A 19,046-nucleotide genomic window follows, 5' to 3' on the forward strand; every position below is an offset into this window, starting at 1 on the left:
CCATGACAGTCGTGGACTGCACCGCATTCGCCGGTGAGCTGCGCGCCCTCGCAGCGCAGCTGCCGCAGGTCCCCCGCGCGGACATTCACGCCTTCCTGAACTCCGCCGGGTCGGCCGCCGCCGGCCTGCCCGGCGCCCTGGCCACCGCCCTGGACACCTTCAACGCCGAGGGCAACCACGACGGTTACCTGTTGCTGCGCGGCCTCCCGGTGGAGGACGACGCGGCGCTGCCGCCCACCCCGACCACCACCCCGGCACCCGAGGACCGCGCGCTGCTCACCATGGAGGCCATGCTCGGCCTCGTCGGCCGCCGCCTGGGCCTGCACACCGGCTACAAGGAACTGCGCTCGGCCACCGTCTACCACGACGTGTACCCCTCCCCGAACGCCCATCACCTGTCGTCCGAGACCTCCGAGACGCTGCTCGAATTCCACACGGAGATGGCGTACCACCACCTCCAGCCCAACTACGTGATGCTGGCCTGCTCCCGGGCCGACCACGAGCGCAAGGCGGCCACCCAGGTCGCCTCCGTCCGCAAGGCGCTGCCGCTGCTCCCCGCCGAGACGCGCGAGCGGCTCCAGGACCGCAAGATGCCGTGCTGCGTGGACGTGGCCTTCCGCGGCGGCGTTCCGGACCCGGGAGCCATCGCCCAGGTCAAGCCGCTGTACGGCAACCCCGAGGACCCGTTCCTCGGGTACGACCGCGAACTGCTCGCCCCCACCGACCCGGACGACGTGGCGGCGGTCGCCGCGCTGTCGAAGGCGCTGGACGAGGTCACCGAGTCGGTGTACCTGACCCCCGGCGACCTGCTGATCGTCGACAACTTCCGCACCACGCACGCCCGTACCCCGTTCACCCCCCGCTGGGACGGCCGCGACCGCTGGCTGCACCGCGTCTACATCCGCACCGAGCGCAACGGGCAGCTCTCCGGCGGGGAGCGCGCGGGCGACGTCGTCGCCTTCTCCCCGCGCCGCTGAGCCGCGGCACGGCACCAGGGCCGGGCGGCGCGGGGCGGGGCGGCCCCGCGCCGCCCGGTCCGGTTCCGCGGGCGGCGGAACATGGTATGGATCAGCAGGACGGCGCAGCGCCGTACCCAACCCGCACCTTCGGCACCCGGGAGACGAACAGGCATGACGGACAGCGAAACCTACGAACCGCGGGGGTTCGCGGTGCACACCGCGCCGGTGGGCCTCGGGGACGACGGACGGGACGACTTCACCGTTCTGCTCTCCACCGCACCGGCCGCGGTGAGCGCGGTCTTCACCCGCTCCCGCTTCGCGGGGCCCAGCGTGGTGCTCAGCCGCGCCGCCACCGCCGACCGCCGCGCGCAGGGCGTGGTGGTGCTCGCCCGCAACGCCAACGTCGCCACCGGCGCCGAGGGCGAGCGCAACGCGCGTGAGGTGCGCGCGGCGGTCGCCAGGGCGGCCGGGCTGGACGAGGAGCAGCTGCTGATCGCCTCCACCGGCGTCATCGGCCGCCAGTACCCGATGCCGGCCCTCCGCGACCACCTCAAGACCCTCTCCGTGCCGCTGCCCGAGGGCGGCTTCGACCGGGCGGCCCGCGCCATCATGACCACTGACACCCGGCCCAAGCGGGCCGCCCGGCGCATCGGCGACGCTTCCCTGGTCGGTATCGCCAAGGGCGTCGGCATGATGGAACCCGACATGGCGACGCTGCTCACCTTCTTCGCCACCGACGCCCGGCTCGACCCCGAAGAGCAGGACCGGATCTTCAGGCGCGTGATGGACCGGACGTTCAACGCCGTCAGCATCGACACCGACACCTCCACCAGCGACACGGCGGCACTCTTCGCCAACGGCCTGGCGGGCGAGGTGGACCCGGCGGCCTTCGAGGAGGCCCTCTACGAGGTGGCGCTGACGCTGGTGAAGGACATCGCCAGTGACGGCGAGGGGGCGGGCAAGCTGATCGAGGTCCGGGTCGGCGGGGCCCGGGACGACGCCCAGGCCAAGCGGGTCGGCAAGGCCGTGGTCAACTCCCCGCTGGTGAAGACCGCGGTACACGGCGGCGACCCCAACTGGGGCCGGGTCGCCATGGCGATAGGCAAGTGCTCCGACGACACCGACATCGACCAGGAGCGGGTGGTCATCCGCTTCGGCGAGGTGGCCGTCTACCCGCCGGGGCGGCCGGGCGCGGCGGGCGAGGACGAGGTGCGGGCCGCCGTGGCCGCCGAGATGGCCGGCGACGAGGTGGTCATCGGCATCGACCTCGGCATCGCGGACGGCGCGTTCACCGTGTACGGGTGCGACCTGACCGAAGGCTATGTCCGGCTGAACGCCGACTACTCGACCTGATCACGCATGCCGCGGCGGAAGCGGACGGCCCCCTCGGGGTGCCGTCCGCTTCCTTATGTACCGCTGGGCGGTCAGGCGCCGCCCGCCCGTACGGTCGCAGGCCGGCGGGCCAGGAGCCGGCGCAGCGCGCTCTCGACGAACTCCCGGTCGGCGGCGTTCGCGCCCGCTCCCGCGAGGTGCCCCCAGTCACCCGGGATCACCTCCAGCGAGGCACGCGGCAGCAGACGCGCGACCCGCTCCTCGTCGGCGGCGGCGAAGCACTGGTCCAAGGCGGCGGGCAGCAGCACCGCCTCGGCGGTGACCGAGGCCAGCGCCGCTTCCGTGCTGCCGCCGAACCCGGGAGTCGCGCCCACGTCGGCGCACTCCCAGGTACGCGCCATGGCCAGCAGGTCCACGGTCGCCGGGCCGCTCAGGAAGAACTCCTCCCAGAAGCCGGCGAGGTACTCCTCCCGGTCGGCGAACCCCAGCTCCCGGTACGCCTCCCGGGCCCAGAAGGGGTGCGAGGCGCCCCAGCCGGCGAACACCCGCCCGGCGGCGAGCTTTCCCCGCTCCCCGCCGCCGTCGGCGGTCAGCGCGGCGGCCAGCCCGGCCAGGAAGACCCGGTTGTGCTCACTGGTCACCGGCGCGCCGCAGACCGGCGCGATCCGGCGCACCATCTCCGGGTGCGAGACCGCCCACTGGTAGGTGTGCGCCGCGCCCATCGACCAGCCGGTGACCAGCGCCAGCTCCCGTACGCCCAGCTCCTCGGTGAGCAGCCGGTACTGCGCCGCGACGTTGTCCTGCGGAGTGATCAGCGGGAAACCGCGACCCGAGGGGTGGTTGCCGGGCGAGCTGGAGACCCCGTTGCCGAACAGCCCCGCGGTGACCACGCAGTACCGGTCGGTGTCCAGCGGCCGGCCCGCCCCGATCAGCCAGTCGTAGCCGGTGTGGTCGCCGCCGAAGAACGACGGGCACAGCACCGCGTTGGCGCCGTCCGCGTCCAGCGTCCCCTGCACGGCGTAGCCGATCCTGGCGCCGGTGAGGGTCTCCCCGCCGAGCAGCGGCAGCGCGTCGACCTCGAAGATGCGGTGGTCCACCGCGGTCCTCCTTGGTGGTGGTCCGGTGCGGCCGTGCCGCTCAGAGCCAGTTGGGGGCGATCTCGGTGGCCCACAGCTCCAGGCTGCGCATCTGCACGTCGTGCGGGATCAGCCCGGAGTACTGGCACTGGAGCAGGTACTCCGGGTCGTGGTGCTCCACCAGCTTCTCGATCTTGCGGTTGATGTCGTCGGGGGTGCCGACCCACTCCAGGCCCCGCTCGACCAGCGTCCCGTAGTCCGAACCGATCGGGCCCTTCTCGCCGACGTTGCGCAGCGCCTCGGTGAAGCCCATGGGGCCGAACCAGTTCTCGAAGATGAAGCCGCCGCCGCGGGCCGCCCAGTGGTGGGCCTCGTCCGCGTCCCGGGACACCAGGACGTCCTTCATCACGCCCACCCGCTCGCCGCGCCGCAGCCTGCCGTGCCCCGCCGCCTCGGCCTCCTCCTGGTAGAGGTCCATCAGGCGGCGGACGACCTGGTCGTCGGTGTTCATCAGGATCGGCACCACGCCCTCGCGGGCACAGAACCGGAAGGTGTCCTCACTGAAGCTGAACGGCTGGAACACCGGCGGGTGGGGCCGCTGGTACGGCTTGGGGGCGATGCCCACCTCGTGCACCACGCCGTCCTCGCCGACCCCGCGACCGTACCGCTGCACCGCCTCGAACGGGAACTCCAGGTCCTTCGTGGGGATCGTCCACTGGGCACCGGAGTGCGAGAAGGTCTCGGTCGTCCAGGCCTTCTTGAGGATCTCCCAGTGCTCCTCGAAGAGCGCGCGGTTGCGCCGGTCGCTCTCGCCGGCGTCGGACAGCGTGCCGCCCACGCCGTACACCTGGCCCATGACCTCGGCCCAGCGCTTCTGGAACCCCCGCGCGATGCCGACGAAGGTGCGGCCGCGCGTCATGTGGTCCAGCATCGCCAGGTCCTCGGCGAGCCGCAGCGGGTTGTGGAAGGGCAGGATGTTGGCCATCTGGCCGACCCGGATGTGCTTGGTCTGCATGCCCAGGTACAGCCCCAGCATGATCGGGTTGTTCGAGACCTCGAAACCCTCGACGTGGAAGTGGTGCTCGGTGAAGGACAGCCCCCAGTAGCCGAGTTCGTCGGCCGCCTGCGCCTGGCGGGTGAGCTGCAAGAGCATGTTCTGGTAATTGCGCGGGTTGATACCGGACATACCGCGCTGGATCTGGGCATGGCTGCCGACCGTGGGCAGATAGAAGAGGATGGACTTCACCGTGGTCCTTTCGGTTCGCGGCGCCGACGCGTGATGTTGCGTCGAAGGCGGCTCGACCCTTCCACCGCGCTCTTGCCATCCATTTGACGCGGCGCCTGTACGCCGCCCCGGCCCGTCCGGCCGGCGACGGGCCGGGACCGGCGCGTGCGCAGCGGGACGTCCAGCGGGTGGCAAGCCCCCACGGCGAGCCTGGGGCACGCGTCCTCGCCCCTTCCCAAGGAGCCCGTCTTGACCTCAGCACTGTCCACCCCGCCCGGGGCGCCCGGCACCGGTCTCGCCGCAGCGGACCGCGCGGCGCTCATCCACCCCACCCTGCCCGCGCACCGTACCGACCGGACCGTGCTGGTCTCCGGCTCCGGCAGCCGGGTCCGCGACGACCGCGGGCGGGAGTACCTGGACGCGTCGGCCGTGCTGGGGGTCACCCAGGTGGGCCACGGGCGCCGGGAGCTCGCGCAGGCGGCGGCCGAGCAGATGACCCGCCTCGACTACTTCCACACCTGGGGCCCCATCAGCAACGACCGGGCGGTGGAGCTGGCCGCGCGGCTGGCCGGACTGGCCCCCGACCCGCTGAGCCGGGTGTACTTCACCAGCGGCGGCGCCGAGGGCAACGAGATCGCGCTGCGGATGGCCCGCCTCTACCACTACCGGCGCGGCGAGCCGCAGCGGACCTGGATCCTCTCCCGCCGGATGGCCTACCACGGCATCGGCTACGGCAGCGGCGGCGTCTCCGGAATGCCGGTCTACCACGAGGGGTTCGGGCCCTCCCTGCCGGACGTCCACTTCCTGACGCCGCCGCACCCGTACCGCAGGGAGCTGTTCTCCGGCGCCGACGTGACCGACTTCTGCCTGGCCGAGCTGCGCGAGACCATCGAGCGGATCGGCCCCGAGAAGATCGCCGCGATGATCGGCGAGCCGGTCATGGGCGGCGGCGGCGCGATCGTCCCGCCCGGCGACTACTGGCCGCGGGTCGCGGAACTGCTGCGGTCCTACGGCATCCTGCTGGTCTCCGACGAGGTGATCACGGCCTACGGGCGCCTCGGGCACTGGTTCGCCGCCGAGCACTACGGCGTGGTCCCCGACATCATGGTCACCGCCAAGGGCATCACCTCCGGGTACGTGCCGCACGGCGCCGTCCTGACGACCGAGGAGGTCGCCGCCGTGGTGACCGGCGACACCGGCTTCCCCGTCGGCTACACCTACACCGGGCACCCGACCGCCTGCGCCGTGGCACTGGCCAACCTGGACATCATCGAGCGCGAGAAGCTGCCGGCCAACGCCGCCGCGATCGGCGCGTACCTGGGCGGACGCCTGGCGGAGCTGACCGACCTGCCGGTCGTGGGGGAGATCCGGCAGCTCGGCCTGATGATGGCGGTGGAGCTGGTGTCCGACCGGGACGCCCGGCGGCCCCTGACGGGCGGCACCATGGCGGTGGCGGACGCGCTGCGGGAACAGGCCGGGATCATCCTGCGCACCAACCCGTACGCGTTGGTGATCAACCCGCCGCTGGTCTTCACCCACGAGGAGGCCGACGAACTCGTGGACGGGCTGCGGTCCGTGCTCGGCAGGACCGGCCCCGACGGGCAGGTCCACTGACCTGACGCGACCCCGCCGCACCCGGCCTGACCTGGCCGGTCGTACCGGGGTGTGGCGGGCCGTCAAACGGTTCTGCAAGCGGGCGTCAAGGCCGGCGGGACAGCCTGGCGGGGGCCGTTCCGAGCCGGCGGCCGCCGCCACCCCCCCCACGAGCCCGGTCCACGTAGACCCGCACCCGCACCTCCGGAGACGCCATGCCGCAGCGCCAGAAAATCGTCCTTGTCGGTCAGCTGACCCTGTTCCCGTGGGTGTTCGAGGCCGCCGAACGGGCCGGTATCGACCTGGTGCTCGTCCCCCGGGGAGACGACACGGTGGAGAACGCGCGGCGCGCCAAGGCCGTGGTCGAGGTGCTGCCGCTGGACATCGACGGGGACCCGGCGGCGGCCCTCGCCGCGCTCGTGGCCCGCTACCGGCAGGAGCCCTTCGACGGGATCATGGCGGGCAACGAGAAGGTCGTACCCTTCGTCGCGCACGCCGCACGGACGCTCGGCCTCACCGGCATCTCCGAGGACGCGGCGGCCGTGGTGCGCGACAAGCGCAGCATGCGGCGGCTGCTGCGGGACGCGGGCCTGCAGACCCCGGGCTTCGTGGAACTGGACGGCCCCGACCGCTGGACGGACGCGTTGCCGCTGCGCTTTCCGGTGGTGGTCAAGCCGGCGAACGGCTACTCCAGCCTCGGCGTGATCCGCGTCGACGACAAGGACCGCCTGGAAGAGGCGGTCGGCAACACCTGGAAGCTGGTCGAGGCCAACCTGCGGCAGGCGGGCGAGCCCGCCGGGGAGGCCGGCGTCCTCGTCGAGGAGTACTTGGACGGCCCGGAGGTCTCCGCCGAGTCCCTGGTGCACGGCGGCCGCGTACGGGTCTGCGCCGTCAGCTGGAAGGGCGAGCTGACCGGGCCCTACTTCGAGGAATCCACTCTGCGGGCCCCCGCCCGGCTGCCCGCCGAAGTCCTCGCGGCCATCGAGGCGGAGGTGATCGGCGCCCACCACGCTTTCGGCATCACCGAGGGAACCACGCACACCGAACTGCGGCTGGTCGGCGGCATCCGACCGGTGCTGCTGGAGATGGGCGCGCGCATCGGCGGCGGGGGCGCCATGCACTACGTCACCCACGCCAGCAGTGGGATCGACCTGGCGGCCGAGGCGCTGCGCATCCACCTCGGCCGGGAGCCGGAATGCTGGAGCCGGGAGCCGGAACCGGCCGGTCACAGCGCGTTCTACCTGGTACCGGTCGGCCCCGGCGGGCGCTTCGTCCGGGTACGCGGCCTGGAGGAGATCGAAGCCGACCCGCGGGTGGACTACGTCGTACGGTCCGCCGCGCCCGGCACCCTGCTCCGCCCCTACCCGGACTGGACCGGATACCCGGCGCTGGTGCTCTCCCACCACGAGTCGGACGCCGCCGCCGCGGAGTTCCGCGACCACCTCGCCCGCACGCTGCACGTCGAGTACGAGGAGCAGAGCTGAGCACCGGCGACACCGCGCGGCGTACCGCGGACAAGCGTCTCGCGAAGGCGCTCAGGAACTCCCTGGGCGGGCTGCCGCGCCCGTACTGGTGGCTGTGGGGCGGAACGCTCGTCACCTCCGCCGGCGGCTTCGTGGTGCCGTTCCTGACGATCTACCTGCACAGCGTGCGGGGCTACTCCGTGGCCTTCACCGGGCTGACGCTCACCCTGTTCGGAGTCGGCAGCGGCATCGCCTCACTGCTCGGCGGGGTGCTCGCGGACCGCTTCGGCCGCCGGACGGTCCTGCTCGCCGCCGAAGCCCTGTCCGTCATCGGCATGCTGGGACTCGGCACGGCCCACACCCAACCCCTGGTACTGGCGGGCACCCTGGTGGTCGGCGTGGGCCTCAACGCGACCCGGCCCGCCCGGGCAGCGGCCATCGCCGAACTGGTGGCCCCGGAGGACCGCCCGCGCGCCTACTCCCTGCTCTACTGGGCCACCAACCTCGGCTTCTCCGTCGCCGCCGTGACCGCGGGAGCCGCCGCCGAACACGGCTTCCTCATCCTCTTCGTAGGCAACGCGCTGGCCAACCTGATCGCCGGCGTCATCGTCTACCGCTGCGTCCCGGAGACCCGCAAGGCAAAGGCCGTACCCGATTCCGACCCCGACGCCACCACCCCCACACCCACCGGAACCGTCTACCGCGACCGGCCCTTCCTGGTACTGCTCGGCTCGGTACTTCTCCTGGGCACGCTCTTCCAGCAGCCGATGGTCGCACTGCCGTTGACGATGACCGCCGACCACCTCTCCCCGGCCGACTACGGAACGGCCATGATGATGAACGGCCTGGTCATCGCGGTCTTCCAACTGCCGCTGACCCGGCTCGCCGGGCGTCTGAGACCCGAACACGCACTGGCCGCCGCCACCGTGCTCACCGGCCTGGGCCTGGGCCTCACCGCCGCCGTCCACTCCGTACCGGGATACGCGGGAACCGTGGTGCTGTGGAGCCTGGGAGAGATCGTCGTCTGGCCGACCTGCATGACACTGGTCTCCGCCCTCGCACCGCCCCACCAACAAGGCGCCTACCAGGGCTGGTTCCTGTCCATATGGAGCGTCTCCGTAACCCTCGCCCCCTTGCTCAGCTCACAACTGATCGGCGCGTCCGGCGGCACCTCCATCGTCTGGACCACCTGCCTGGCCCTCTCCCTCCTGGCCGCCACCGCCCACCTCTTACTGGCCCGCCTACGCCGGCCGACCGAGGCGTGACGGTCCTGTTGTCCCTCGGCGGGGGGGCCTTAGTGGTCGGCTCCATAAACCCTTCGGGGGTTGACGTGAGGTCAGGCGGAGGCGCCGCCTTGGAGAAGGGCTTCGGCTGCGGCGGTGCGTGCGTAGAGGACGGAGCGGCCGGCTCGGTGGGCACTGACCAGGCCCGCGTTACGTAGAGCGGTGAGGTTTTGGGATACCCCCGCGGGGGAGAGTCCGGTGCGGTGGGCCAGGCGTGTGGTGGAGTCCGGGATCTCCAACTCGGTCAGCAGCAGGGTCCGCGAGCGGCCCAGTACGGCGGAGAGGGTGTCGGCCTGGGTTACGGAGCGCGGCTTCCACAGTGTGCCGATACCGCGCGCCGGATAGGCGAGTTGAGGGGGGTCCGGCAGCGTCGTTCGGGTGCGCAGTCCCGGTCCGGTGAAGGCCGAGGGGATCAGCAGCAGCCCTGTTCCTGCCGTCGTGCGGGTAAGCGGCTGCTTTCGGCGGGCCATCCGCAGCGCGTTGCCGTCCCAGCTCAGCGACGTGTGCAGGTCGTTGAGAAGGTGGCCGGTGCCGTGCTCGGCGGCCATACGGGCCCGATAGAGGATGTCTGCGTCCAGGACTGCCCGGATCCGTGCCCAGTAGGGGGCGAGTGCCAGCTCCCAGTAGGTTTCGAGCTCATCTGCGACCTTGGCCAGGAGGCCCTGTGGGTCGTTGTGCAGGGCTCGTAGCCGGGGGCCGAGGTTCCCTTGGTGGCGGGCCAGGTGGTCGAGGTCCTGGCGTACCCGGTCGACGGGCGAGGCCCGGATCGCGTCCCGCTCTGCCGCCGGGGTGGGGGCCGGTCCGGTGGGGGCCGGGTTGAGGAAGTCGGGGATGTAGCCGCCGGTCGGCGGGATCAGCTCGCAGAGCCAGCCCCGGTCCAGCCCGGCGGCCACCATGCGCGGGCGTACTTGGTCGGCCCAAGGCCGGTGCACCGGATGAGTAGAGCCGGACCTCAGCAGCCGGAAGCTGGGCGCGACCTCCCACATCGGTGAGAGGGCGAACCGCACCTGCGCCAGATCGCTCGTCGAGAACGCCAGCTCTGCCAGGACAATCGCTCCTCAACGGATTCAGGCATACATGAATCAATGGCGGGTCAGCCTACCTCGCGGAGATCATCCCACCATGACCTCACAGACGATCACCACGGCGGCATCAGGAACCTGGAAGCTCGGCGACCGCACCGTCAACCGGATCGGTTTCGGCGCGATGCGCCTGCCGCAGCACGGCGAGGCATTCGCCGCCGATGCCGTCCCACGCGATCGCGACCAGGCGATCGGTGTGCTGCGCCGCGCGGTCGAGCTCGGCGTGAACCACATCGACACCGCCGCGTTCTACTTCTCGCCGCTGCGCTCGGCCAATGAGCTGATCAATCAGGCGCTGGCCCCCTACCCGGAGGATCTCGTCATCACCACCAAGGTCGGTCCGGGCCGCGACCCTGCGGGCCAGTGGCTGCCGCATGCCACCCCGAGCAGCTGCGCGGCCAGGTCGAGGAGAACCTGCGCCAGCTCGGCCGCGACCACCTCGACGTGGTGAACCTGCGCATCGTCGGCACCGATTCCATCGCCGAACGCTTTGGCGCGCTCACCGAACTGCGCGAGGCCGGACTCATACGTCACCTGGGCCTGTCCAATGTCCGACCCCACCACCTCGCCGAGGCTCAGAGCATCGCGCCGGTGGTCTGCGTCCAGAACATGTACGGCATCGGCGCATCGTCCGAGCAGAGGGAGTTCCTGCGTATCTGCGGTGCACAACGCATCGCGTTCGTGCCGTTCTACTCGATCGCCGGCACCGGACGCGACGCCGGCGCGACCACCGACCACAGCCCGGAGGTGCACGCCATCGCCCGCGCCCGCGGCGCGAGCGCAGCCCAGATCCGGCTGGCGTGGACACTCCACCAGGGCCCCCACGTCCTGGCTATTCCCGGCACCGGTGACCTCGGCCACCTCGCCCAGAACGTGGCCGCCGGCTCCCTGCACCTGTCTGAGGAAGAACTCGCCGTTCTGGACTCCCTCCACCACGAAACAGCATGAACAAGCCACCAGGCCGGGGTCCGGTCACAGATCGTGCTCCTGGCGACCCGGGCAGGTCCAACGCGCGGATCGTCGTCGAGGTGGGAGTGCACGTAGACACCGTGCGCACCTGGCGGGGCCGGTTCGCCGACGGCGGCCTGCCGGCCCTGGCCGGCCGCAGGCGCGGGCGCCCGGCCCGCTTCACTCCCGTGCAGGTCGCCGAGGCCAAGGCACTGGCCTGCCAGCTCCCGGCCGCCGAGCTGACCTCGCGCGGGATCACCGACACCATCTCGCCGTCCACCGCGCCAAGGCTCAGCGCATCCTGACCTATACGCCCGAACTTACGAAGGGGCCAGGGCGATACGCGTCAACCACACCTGCGGCCGCGGAGGTGCCGTGGCCTACCTGGCCGCCTACGACGTCCATCGGGCGAGAGTCTTCGGCCGCTGCGAGGCCACCGCAGGCATCGAGCCGTTCATGGCCCTGATCGAACAGGTCATGACCACCGAGCCCTACGCCAGCGCCAGACGCGTTCTCTGGATCGTCGACAACGGCTCCTCCCACCGAGGGAAGAAGGCCATGAGACTTCAAGACGTCTGAATATGACCTCCGGCCATTGACGAAGTCGTACGGCGCTCCACCGAACGGGCAGGGGCCCGGGCTCTTGACGTCAACCGATGCTCGCGCGAACGGGGAACGTCTGGCGCCGTGCAGGCAAGGAGTGGGTGAGTGCGGTGTCGAGCAGGCGGCGTAGGCGGGTGGTGGTGGGGGCGACGGCGGTGGCGAGCAGGGCCGGTCCGCCGGCGAGGGGTGTGAGGACGGCTTGGCCCCGGGCCGGGTCGTCTCCTTCGTGGCCGGGTTCGTCTTCGTTGATCAGGACCGGCTTGCGGTCGGTGTCCAGGTCGGGGGCGACGATGAGGAGCTGGCCGGTGGCGCGGTGTCCGGCGAGCACGGCGGGACCGTCCCAGGCGGAGGCCGGTCCGCCGTAGTCGGTGTGCTGGTCGAGAAGGGTGTGTCCGGCGCGGAGCACGGTGAGCCGGGTGGTGAGGCGGCCTGGTGGTTCGGCGGTGCGGCCGAGGAGTTGTTCCTCGCGGAGGACGAGCCGGGCGGTGGCGGCGAGTTCGACGGTGTAGGTCTGGTGCAGGGTGCTGCCGCGGGTACTGATCAGTGGGTGGGGCAGCCAGCGCAGTGTGGCGTGCTCGCCCGCGGTGAGCCGGACGTCGTAGGTGGCGGGCGCGTCGGTGGGACCACGCAGTGCGAGGGTGGCGGCGGCGGTGGTGACTTCCAGTTCGGCGCGGGTCTCGGCGGTGATGTCGAGGGCGAGCCGGTCGCCGCCCAGGGGAGCGCTCATGGCACCGACGATGCCGACCCGGGCCCGCCCGTCGCGTGAACGCAGCCGTCGCAGGTCGAAGGGGCCGTCGTTGTGCAGCAGGGGGAGCGTGGTGACCCGGCCGTTGTGGGCGGCGCGCGCCCGGGCCGTGGCGTGGACCCCGCCGGGCGCGAGAGCGGTCGGGGGCAGCGGCGGGTCCTGTGTGGTGGTCACGCGGGGGCCCCGGCCTGCCAGGCGGTGAGGCGTCCGGTGACCCAGGCGGTGACCTGGTCGATCCCGTCGGGTGCGGTCAGGCTGGTGAAGACGACCGGCAGATCGCCGCGCTGCTTGTGGGCGTCGGCGGCCATGGTGTCCAGGTCGGCGCCGACATGGGGTGCGAGGTCGGTCTTGTTGACGACCAGCAAATCGGCGGTGGTGATGCCGGGGCCGCCCTTGCGGGGGATGTCGTCGCCGCTGGAGACATCGATGATGAAGATCTGGGTGTCGGCGAGGCCGCGGGAGAAGGTGGCGGTGAGGTTGTCACCGCCGGACTCGATGAGGATCAGGTCCAGCGCCGGGAGGCTCTCCTGCAGTTCCTCGACCGCTTCGAGGTTGGCGGAGATGTCGTCCCGGATCGCGGTGTGCGGGCAGGCCCCGGTCTCCACCGCGGTGATCCGCTCCGGGGGCAGGACGGCCTCGCGGCGCAGGAACTCGGCGTCCTCGCGGGTGTAGATGTCGTTGGTCACCACGGCGATGGACAGCCGGTCGCGCAGCGCCCGGCACAGGGCCGCGACGGTGGCGGTCTTGCCGGAGCCGACGGGGCCGCCCAGTCCGATGCGCAGGGCGCGGCGGCTGCCGTCGGGGCGCAGCGGCTCGGAGCTGTGGGTGTGCCGCTGGGGGAAGTCCACGGCGTGGTCGAGGTGCATGTCAACTCCGGGTGCGAGCAGGGGGCGGGTTCAGGAGGCGAAGAGCCGTACGGTCCAGGTGGCGTGCTGTTCGGCCGCGATGTCCAGCAGTGGCGCGGACGCGGCGGGTAGCGCGCCGGTGCCCTCGTCGGCGACGCGGGCTGCCGCCGAGGCTGCCTGGACCGCGATGTGGTCGAGATCGCCGGCGAGCCGGGCCAGTACGGCGGTCGCGTCGAAGGGGTCCAGGCTCAGCAGCCGTACGGCCGCGGCTGCCGGCCCGCCGACGCTCTCGTACGCGGTGGCCTGGGCGGCGTCCAAGGGGGTCAGGCCCGCGGCGCGGGCCGCGGCGCCGAGGACGACGGGCTGGTGGATGCCGTGCGGCCGGTCGCGGGCCAGCCGGTCGAGATCGGGGCAGGGCCAGGTGGCGCGGGCCGCGCGCAGCATCTGGCGGCCGAGCCTGCGGGCGACCTGCCGCAGCGCCGGTACGGGGGTGCGGGCGTCCGCGGCCTCGTCCAGGACCAGGGCGTCGTAACCGGTGGCCGCGGCGGCGGCCAGCCCGGCCCCGGTCAGGCCGGTGGTGTGCAGGCGGCCGCGGCAGAAGGCCTCCAGGCTCGCGGGGTCGCGTACGGTTCCGGCGGCGACGGCGGCCTCCACCCCGCCGGAGTGGGCGTGCCCGCCGGCGGGGAAGCGGCCGTCGGCCAGGACGAGCAGGGCTGCGCGGCTCATGGAGGCGTCGCCTTTCGCGGGTTCGCACGGCTGCGGGGCCCGGCCGCGGGCGGGTGGCCGGGCCGATGGGAGGGGCGGGTCAGAAGAGGAAGTACCGCTGGGCCAGCGGCAGTTCGGTGGCGAAGTGGCGGCCGACCTGTGCCGGCTTCGGCGTGTTCGGGTTCGTCGCCTGCTCCTCACCGATGCTGACGCGTACGTCCTTGGTGCCGGCGCCGCCGATGGTGACGTGGAAGGTGTCCGGGTCGATCACGATCTCGGGCTTCCCGCTGTTGTGCACCATGTCCTTCTTGGTCACGGTGCGGGTGGATGCGACGGCGTACAGCGGTTTGAGCAGTCCGAGCCGGGTGAGCGCACCCTCGCGGGCGCCCTTCGCGTTGACGTTGCCCTCGGCGTCCACCCCGTCGATGGCGGCCCGCACCACGAAGTTGACGGAGTTCGCCTTCGGGGCCCGGCCGCAGGAGCCCCACACCGGGCGCGGCAGGTAGGGCTGCGGCGTGGGGATCGACGCGTTGGCGTCGCCGATCTGCGCGTACGCGATCTGCCCGCCCTTGAGCACCATGTGCGGCTTCACGCCGAAGAACTTCGGCTCCCACAGCACCAGGTCCGCGAGCTTGCCCTGCTCCACGGAACCGACCAGGCCGTCGATGCCGTGGGCGATGGCCGGGTTGATCGTGTACTTGGCGATGTAGCGCCGCACCCGGAAGTTGTCCGCCTTGGGGCGATCGGTCTTGTTGTCCTGGTCCAGGAGACCGTAACGGGACTTCATCACGTGGGCGGTCTGCCAGGTCCGCATGATCATCTCGCCGATGCGGCCCATGGCCTGCGCGTCGGAGGACATCATCGAGATGGCGCCCATGTCGTGCAGCAGGTCCTCGGCGGCCATCGTGGAGGGCCGGATCCGCGAGTCGGCGAATGCCATGTCCGCCTCGATCTCCGGGTTGAGGTGGTGACACACGATCATCATGTCCATGTGCTCCTTGACGGTGTTGACCGTCAGGGGCCGGGTGGGATTCGTCGACGCGGGCAGCACGTTCTCCTCGGCCACCAGCTTGATCATGTCGGGGGCATGGCCGCCCCCGGCGCCCTCGACATGGAAGACGTGCAGGCTGCGGTACGTATCCTCCGCCCCCGGCGCCTTGGGCGCATCCTCCGCGCCCGGCTTCCGGGTCGCGGCCAGTGTGCTCTGCACGAACCCGGCCTCGTTCAGCGAGTCGGCGTGCAGGGCGACCTGTCCCTCGTAGCCCTCCTCCTCGCACACCGCCAGGGCCGCGTTGATCACCGCGGGTGTCGCACCCCAGTCCTCGTGAATCTTCAGGCCGACGGCACCGGCCGCCAACTGTGCCCGCAGCGCCGCCTTGTTGACCGTACTGCCCTTGGCGAGCAGCCCGATGTTCACCGGGTAGGAGTCGAGCGCCTCCAGTGTGCGGTGGATGTGCCACTTGCCGGGCGTCACGGTGGTGGCCGTACTGCCCTCGGCGGGGCCGGTGCCGCCGCCGATCAGCGTGGTCACCCCCGCGGCGAGGGCCTCGTGGATCTCTCCCGGGCACAGGAAGTGCACATGCGTGTCGACCCCGCCCGCGGTCAGGATCCGGCCCTTCCCGGAGATCACCTCGGTCTCGGGCCCGACGGCGAAGTTCACCGCGCCCTCGGCCTCGGCCTCGGCGTCGAAGCGCAGCGGGTCCATCGTCTCCGGGTTGTACGCCTTGCCGACCGCGACGATCATGCCGTCGAACAGGCCGACGTCGGCCTTCACGATGCCCCAGTGGTCGACGATCAGCGCCCCGGTGATGACGGTGTCCACCGGCGCGTCCGCGCGGATCTGCTCCGTCTTCGGGTCGGCGCAGGTGTCCTTGCGCTCGATGTGCGACTGGCCCATCGACTCCCGGATCGACTTGCCCCCGCCGAAGACCATCTCGTTGCCGCTGCGCCCGGGGCCGCCGGACCAGTCGTCATCGATACGGATCACCAGGCCGGTGTCGGCGAGCCGCACGCGGTCGTCCGTCGTCGGCCCGTACAGATCGGTGTACTCCTGCCGCGTCAGCGCCTTGGCCATGACGACCGCCCCCGTCCGCCGGTGTTCCGCGTGGTGCCCGTGTCCGTGCCCGTCCCCGGGACAGCCGGAGCGGTGATCTTCTTCTCGTCGAGCTTGCCGCCGTCCGCGTCCGGCTTGATCTGCAGCCCCTTGACCGTCTTCTGGCCCTTGATCGGCACGAGTTCCACGCAGCGCTCATCGCCGGGCTCGAACCGCTCCGAGGTCCCGGACGCGATGTTCAGCCGCTTTCCGTACGCCTCCGCTCGCGCGAAGTCCAGCCCCGGCCTGCTCTCCCCGTCGGCGGTGTATCCCGTGTTCGCTTCGTAGAAGTGGAAGTGGGAACCGACCTGGATGGGGCGGTCCGTCGGGTTCTTCACACAGAGCCGGGTGACCGGTTCGCCCTCGTTGAACGGCACGGTGTACGACGGCCGGCCGCCTGACCGGCCACTGCCCGACGCGTCCTGGTGCCCAGGGCAGACACAGTCCTTCTCGTCCTCGTGCTCCTCGGGCGCGGGCACATGGTCGACCTTTCCGGGGTAGACGGCCACGTCCTCGTCGCCGGCGAGCTTCTCGAACGGGTCGCGGATGGTCACCAGCTTCGTCCCGTCCGGGAACGTCGCCTCGACCTGCACGTTGTCGATCATTTCCGGCACGCCGTCCATGACGTCGCCGCGGCTGAGCACATGGCGGCCGGACTCCATGATCGAGTCGACGGTCGCCCCGGCCCGCGCCTCCTCGTACACGTACGCCGTCAACAGCGCCATGACTTCGGGGTAATTCAACGGCAACCCGCGTCGGCGGCGTTGGCGCGCCACGTCCGCCGCCACATGAATCAGCAGACGTTCCTGCTCATGCGGGGTCAGATGCATCCCGTCCCTCCTCCTGCTCGTCACTGCGATCCGTGCGGTGAGGGCTCACGAGGACAACGGCACGCGTACAGGTGCGCCGGAAACCGCAGGCAGATCTTGGCCGACCCCGCAGGCGAGCAGGGGAGAGCCGGCGGCATTGCACACAATGAGGTGACCGCACGTTCCAACTCGTTTGAGAGGGCCTTACGAGCGGTTGCGCGATACCGGAGCGCCAGGACCCCAGGACGTGGCCGGCATGCGGCTGGTTTCGGCGTCGGGTCGCGGTCGTCGGCCCGGTGGGTGGACGGCTTCACGTACATCAGATTGCTTACAGCAATTGCCTCAAAGACGGACCGCACGCGGCGCACGCCCCGTCATACCATCAGAGGGCAGGGCGGTTGCGGCCCAGCCGGGCCGCTGCTCAAGTCCTGCGGTAGCCCGGGCGGGCGCTTTCGGCTGCACGGCTGGTAGTGGGCGTTCAGGAGATCGGGAGCATGGGATGCACCCGGCAGAGGGAACGTGCTCGTACCAACCGCGTGGGCCGGGTACCCGGTGAGCGGGGCCGCGTCTTCGGATACGGAGCTGGTGGCCATGCTGGTGGCCATGCTGACAGCAGGAGGAGGGCTGGCCGAGGTATCCGAGCACTGCCAGCGTGTGGTGCCGGATGTCGATGCGGTGGGGCTGACCGTGGCGATAGAGCCGACGGCCGAGGCCCGACTGACGGTCAGCACGCACGGCTGGTTGGCCGAACCGGGCGAAGCCTTGCAGTTCACTCTGGGTGAGGGGCCTTGTATCGAGACGCATATGGAGCGGCGGGCGGTACTGGCGGAGGACCTGGGAGCAAGCGGGCCCGCGCAGCGCTGGCCGGTGTTCGCCGGGCAGGCGTGGGAGGCGGGCATCCGGGCGGTGTTCACCTTCCCGGTGCTGCTGCACGAGCAGGTCGTGGCGGTCCTCTCGCTCTACCGCGCGGCCCCAGGGGCACTGTCGGCGACCGGGGAGCGGATGGCGGCGGCCTATGCCGTGGCGGCAGCGGTGCTGTTGCTGCATGACGCCCACACGCTCTTCGCCTCCGGTCGGGACCAGGACGAGGTGGCCGCACTCATCCCGCCGTCGCTCGCGGTGATTTCGCAGGCCATCGGCTTCCTCGTCTCCCGCCTGGGCCTGGATGAGAATCAGGCGCTGGCCCGGCTGCGTGCACACGCCTTCGTCGCGCAGCGCCCGCTGGCCGAGGTGGCCGAAGACCTCCTTCAGCGACGACTTCCGGTGGAGCATCTGCCATGACGTCCGGTTCCCCCTCGCAGGGCGAACCTCGCCAGCAGGCCCTGGTCGACGCCCTGCTGGCACTGACCAGTTCCAGCGACGTTCCGTTCAACTTGCACGCTCACGCCGCGTTGGTGCTGCGGCACGCTGCTTGCCTGGTGCCCGGCAGCGCTCTGAGCATGGAAATGCCCGATGCCTCCGGGACCCTGGAAACCGTGGCCGCTTCCTCGGCCGCAGCCGCTTCCTTCGCCGCCCATACCGCTCACGCCAGCGGGCCCAGCACCGCCGCTTACACCAGCGGGGACGCCGTCTCCGTGACCGACCTGTCCGCGCCTGCCTCCGCCTGGCCACAACAGCGCTCGCCCGCCACCGATGCCGGCTTCCACGCCCTGTACGCCGCCCCGATGCGCCAGGGCCGCTTCACCTGCGGTGTGCTGGTCTTCTACCGCAACGACGCCACCCCTTTCACCCCCACCGACTGCACCTACGCCCAGGCCCTGGCCGACACCGCCGCCATCGCCCTGAGCCACCACCAGATCGCCGCTCAGCAGGCAACCTTGGTCGGCCAACTGCAACGGGCCTTCGACACCCGCCTGGTCATCGAGAGGGCCAAGGGTTTCCTCGCCGGTCACTTGGACATCGAACCCGACGACGCCTTCACCGTCCTGCGCAACTACGCCCGCTCACACCGCGCCAGGCTCCACGAACTGGCCCACGAAGTCATGTGCACCCGCACCTGGCCCCCCAAAGACACTTGAAACTCACCCGCCAGGGCTGTCGGGCGCCATATCCGAACGATTTCCCTGCGTACGGGCGCGCTGTTCCACGGAGCGGAAACCCTTGAAGATCAGCAGAAGCGGGAGCACTACTTCGGACAGGCCGCCAGGCACGAGGAATACGGCACCGGCCCCGGAATCGAGATCGATCGCTCCTAGTAGGACTTTGTTAGGTGGCTGGTCAGGGATTTCGGTTGGTAGTTCGCTGGGGGGATGACTCCGGAGGAGCTTGCCGGGTGCCGTGACCGGC

18 protein-coding genes and 2 pseudogenes are annotated in these 19,046 nt (G+C 71.3%); 10 read left to right on the forward strand and 10 right to left on the reverse strand.

What is annotated here, in order from left to right; translation table 11 throughout:
* The first annotated feature begins 2 nt into the window (after positions 1-2).
* Both cs1 and argJ read left to right on the forward strand, forming a co-directional pair.
* On the forward strand, positions 3-977 hold the full coding sequence (gene cs1 / locus ACH4K4_RS27840; RefSeq protein WP_398171014.1) for a clavaminate synthase Cs1: 975 nt from the start codon (positions 3-5) through the stop codon (positions 975-977).
* A gap of 153 nt (positions 978-1,130) precedes the next feature.
* A complete protein-coding gene (gene argJ, locus ACH4K4_RS27845) occupies positions 1,131-2,312 on the forward strand; it encodes a bifunctional glutamate N-acetyltransferase/amino-acid acetyltransferase ArgJ (protein ID WP_398171016.1) in 1,182 nt (393 codons plus the stop codon).
* Positions 2,313-2,383: 71 nt separating this feature from the next.
* Here the strand turns inward: argJ and ACH4K4_RS27850 are convergent, their stop codons facing one another.
* Positions 2,384-3,388, reverse strand: coding sequence for an alpha/beta fold hydrolase (locus ACH4K4_RS27850; RefSeq protein WP_398171017.1), 1,005 nt, complete (start codon positions 3,386-3,388; stop codon positions 2,384-2,386).
* A 40-nt stretch (positions 3,389-3,428) separates the two neighbouring features.
* Positions 3,429-4,613: an LLM class flavin-dependent oxidoreductase gene (locus ACH4K4_RS27855; RefSeq protein ID WP_398171018.1), complete on the reverse strand. Its 1,185-nt coding sequence runs from the start codon at positions 4,611-4,613 to the stop codon at positions 3,429-3,431.
* Between the two features lie 228 nt (positions 4,614-4,841).
* Here ACH4K4_RS27855 and ACH4K4_RS27860 point away from each other — a divergent pair, with 228 nt between their 5' ends.
* The 3 genes from ACH4K4_RS27860 to ACH4K4_RS27870 all read left to right on the forward strand — a co-directional run bounded on the left by ACH4K4_RS27860 (position 4,842) and on the right by ACH4K4_RS27870 (position 8,913).
* A complete protein-coding gene (locus ACH4K4_RS27860; protein ID WP_398171019.1) occupies positions 4,842-6,206 on the forward strand; it encodes an aspartate aminotransferase family protein in 1,365 nt (454 codons plus the stop codon).
* 194 nt (positions 6,207-6,400) lie between these two features.
* Positions 6,401-7,669: an ATP-grasp domain-containing protein gene (locus ACH4K4_RS27865; protein WP_398171020.1), complete on the forward strand. Its 1,269-nt coding sequence runs from the start codon at positions 6,401-6,403 to the stop codon at positions 7,667-7,669.
* Positions 7,670-7,761: 92 nt separating this feature from the next.
* A complete protein-coding gene (locus ACH4K4_RS27870) occupies positions 7,762-8,913 on the forward strand; it encodes an MDR family MFS transporter (RefSeq protein ID WP_398171062.1) in 1,152 nt (383 codons plus the stop codon).
* A 71-nt stretch (positions 8,914-8,984) separates the two neighbouring features.
* Here the strand turns inward: ACH4K4_RS27870 and ACH4K4_RS27875 are convergent, their stop codons facing one another.
* On the reverse strand, positions 8,985-9,917 hold the full coding sequence (locus tag ACH4K4_RS27875) for a winged helix-turn-helix domain-containing protein (RefSeq protein WP_398171064.1): 933 nt from the start codon (positions 9,915-9,917) through the stop codon (positions 8,985-8,987).
* Between the two features lie 136 nt (positions 9,918-10,053).
* Here ACH4K4_RS27875 and ACH4K4_RS27880 point away from each other — a divergent pair.
* From ACH4K4_RS27880 to ACH4K4_RS27890, 3 genes and pseudogenes are all read left to right on the forward strand, one after another.
* Positions 10,054-10,961 (forward strand): annotated as a pseudogene (locus ACH4K4_RS27880) (oxidoreductase).
* A gap of 80 nt (positions 10,962-11,041) precedes the next feature.
* Positions 11,042-11,266: a helix-turn-helix domain-containing protein gene (locus tag ACH4K4_RS27885; RefSeq protein WP_398171021.1), complete on the forward strand. Its 225-nt coding sequence runs from the start codon at positions 11,042-11,044 to the stop codon at positions 11,264-11,266.
* A 70-nt stretch (positions 11,267-11,336) separates the two neighbouring features.
* Entirely contained in the window at positions 11,337-11,540 is a 204-nt protein-coding gene (locus tag ACH4K4_RS27890) for a hypothetical protein (RefSeq protein ID WP_398171022.1), read from the forward strand.
* A gap of 70 nt (positions 11,541-11,610) precedes the next feature.
* Here ACH4K4_RS27890 and ACH4K4_RS27895 read toward each other — a convergent pair whose 3' ends face one another.
* The 6 genes and pseudogenes from ACH4K4_RS27895 to ACH4K4_RS27920 form a co-directional block, all read right to left on the reverse strand.
* Positions 11,611-12,483 (reverse strand): urease accessory protein UreD, encoded by an 873-nt coding sequence (locus ACH4K4_RS27895; RefSeq protein WP_398171024.1) that lies wholly within the window; start codon positions 12,481-12,483, stop codon positions 11,611-11,613.
* Positions 12,480-13,175, reverse strand: coding sequence for an urease accessory protein UreG (gene ureG / locus ACH4K4_RS27900; RefSeq protein ID WP_398171025.1), 696 nt, complete (start codon positions 13,173-13,175; stop codon positions 12,480-12,482). The genes ACH4K4_RS27895 and ureG overlap by 4 nt, the downstream gene beginning before the upstream one ends.
* A gap of 30 nt (positions 13,176-13,205) precedes the next feature.
* Positions 13,206-13,880, reverse strand: a complete 675-nt coding sequence (locus ACH4K4_RS27905; protein ID WP_398171027.1) for an urease accessory protein UreF — start codon at positions 13,878-13,880, stop codon at positions 13,206-13,208.
* A 79-nt stretch (positions 13,881-13,959) separates the two neighbouring features.
* A complete protein-coding gene (ureC, locus tag ACH4K4_RS27910; RefSeq protein ID WP_398171029.1) occupies positions 13,960-15,933 on the reverse strand; it encodes an urease subunit alpha in 1,974 nt (657 codons plus the stop codon).
* Positions 15,918-16,505 carry an urease subunit beta gene (ureB, locus tag ACH4K4_RS27915; protein ID WP_398171065.1) on the reverse strand — a complete coding sequence of 196 codons (588 nt, stop codon included), beginning with the start codon at positions 16,503-16,505 and terminating at the stop codon, positions 15,918-15,920. The genes ureC and ureB overlap by 16 nt, the downstream gene beginning before the upstream one ends.
* Positions 16,488-16,781: pseudogene (locus tag ACH4K4_RS27920) on the reverse strand (urease subunit gamma); the annotation flags it as partial. The pseudogene ACH4K4_RS27920 and the gene ureB, both read right to left, overlap by 18 nt.
* A 570-nt stretch (positions 16,782-17,351) precedes the next feature.
* On the opposite strand from ACH4K4_RS27920, the gene ACH4K4_RS27925 reads away from it, so the two are divergent.
* Positions 17,352-18,041, forward strand: a complete 690-nt coding sequence (locus ACH4K4_RS27925; RefSeq protein ID WP_398171066.1) for a GAF and ANTAR domain-containing protein — start codon at positions 17,352-17,354, stop codon at positions 18,039-18,041.
* A complete protein-coding gene (locus ACH4K4_RS27930; RefSeq protein WP_398171031.1) occupies positions 18,038-18,778 on the forward strand; it encodes an ANTAR domain-containing protein in 741 nt (246 codons plus the stop codon). The genes ACH4K4_RS27925 and ACH4K4_RS27930 overlap by 4 nt, the downstream gene beginning before the upstream one ends.
* 3 nt (positions 18,779-18,781) lie before the next feature.
* Here ACH4K4_RS27930 and ACH4K4_RS27935 read toward each other — a convergent pair.
* Positions 18,782-19,046, reverse strand: a 265-nt coding sequence (locus ACH4K4_RS27935) for a hypothetical protein (protein WP_398171033.1), incomplete at its 5' end; no start/stop codon positions are given.

It is taken from the genome of Streptomyces sp. NPDC017529 (assembly GCF_044329785.1).
Taxonomy (GTDB): Bacteria; Actinomycetota; Actinomycetes; order Streptomycetales; family Streptomycetaceae; genus Streptomyces.